This is a genomic window from Spirosoma litoris (assembly GCF_054776755.1).
On the sequence record NZ_BAAHBI010000095.1, the window covers coordinates 1 to 1,307 of the forward strand.

1 protein-coding gene is annotated in these 1,307 nt (G+C 47.5%); it reads right to left on the bottom strand.

Translation table 11 applies throughout. The annotated features are described in order from the left end of the window. Positions 1–1,106, bottom strand: a 1,106-nt coding sequence (locus ACYVGR_RS37635) for an IS110 family RNA-guided transposase (RefSeq protein ID WP_460966082.1), incomplete at its 3' end; no start/stop codon positions are given. Between the last annotated feature and the right edge of the window lie 201 nt (positions 1,107–1,307).

The following is a 1,307-nucleotide window of genomic DNA, read 5'->3' on the forward strand; positions in this document are numbered from 1 at the left end:
TCGCTTATTTTCACTCTCTCAAGCACGTCCGCTTGCGGCCGATGCTGTGTAGCCCCCTCAGTCGGGGCTACTTTTTTTCGTTCCTCACTTGCATAATCAGCTACGTACTTTTCATCTTTTTTCCACAAAGTGTAGATGATAGTTAACAATTTTCGTTGCACGGCCACGTAGCCCTTCATCTTGATTTTTGTCCGCTCAAAAACCCGCTCGAACAAGCCCACGAACGGCTTCTGCTCATAGCCCACCACCATCAAAGACGACATATACATGGCCCTGCGCAGGCGGCTGTTGCCCCGCTTACTGATCCGCGTTTTGCCTACTCGCTTACCACTTTGGTTCTCTACTATATCATAACCTGCATAGCTCACCAACTGGCGCTGGTTCTCGAATAAAGCAAACTCATTGGTTTCCGTAATCACTTGCGCTACGGTCAGCACACCTACGCCTTTGATGGCACAAATCTGCTCGACTTTGCGCTTCCAGTCGGGGTTATCATTGATGGCTTTTTCAATTTGTTTGCTACATTCGGCTAACTGCTTATTGATTTCATCAATCAACTTAGTAAGTTGTTTGCGCACCAGTACCGACTGATACATACCTATTTCTAAGGCCAGGAGTTGGTTGCCGAGTTGGGTCTTAAGTTCTTGTAAGTGAGTATGTTGTCGCGTAGCCTGTCGTAAGGTATACATGGCTTTAGTGATGGGTTGCCAGCTCGCAAGCCGTTGCTGAGCGGCCATCGTGGCCAGGGCCTGTGCATCAACTTTATCGTTTTTGCTTTTAATCCCCAGGGCTTTGATATAGTTGGCTGTTTTCTGGGGTAGCACGACACAAACGTGGGCTTGATGCTGATGCAGATATAAGGCCAGTTGTTCGTAGTAAACTCCTGTGGCCTCCATCAAATAATGTACCGGCAGGGAGTGGTCTTTGGCATGGTGATTAGCCCACTGTTGAAGTTCAGCGAAGCCCTTAGTCGTGTTTTTAAAGGCTCTGCTAGCTCGGATTTTGAGCCGTTGGTTCAGATCAATCGCCATCAGGCAGACATGAAACTCATCTTTACCCATGTCGATGCCGACCCCATACTTAACAGCTTTGTAGGTAGTTTCCATTGGATAAGTTGGTTAGGAGAATGAAGACAAAAGGCCAATGCTCTTTCTGAATTTCGCACATAATTGCTGGTCGTGGTTGTACCGCGCCATTGGGTACTTGTTCAAGTTTTAGAAAGAAGGTGAGCAGGGCAAAACCCGGAAATCTATGTCGTCCTGAGAGGACGCATTTTCGACAGAGATCTGGCTTCTTCTACTCACCAG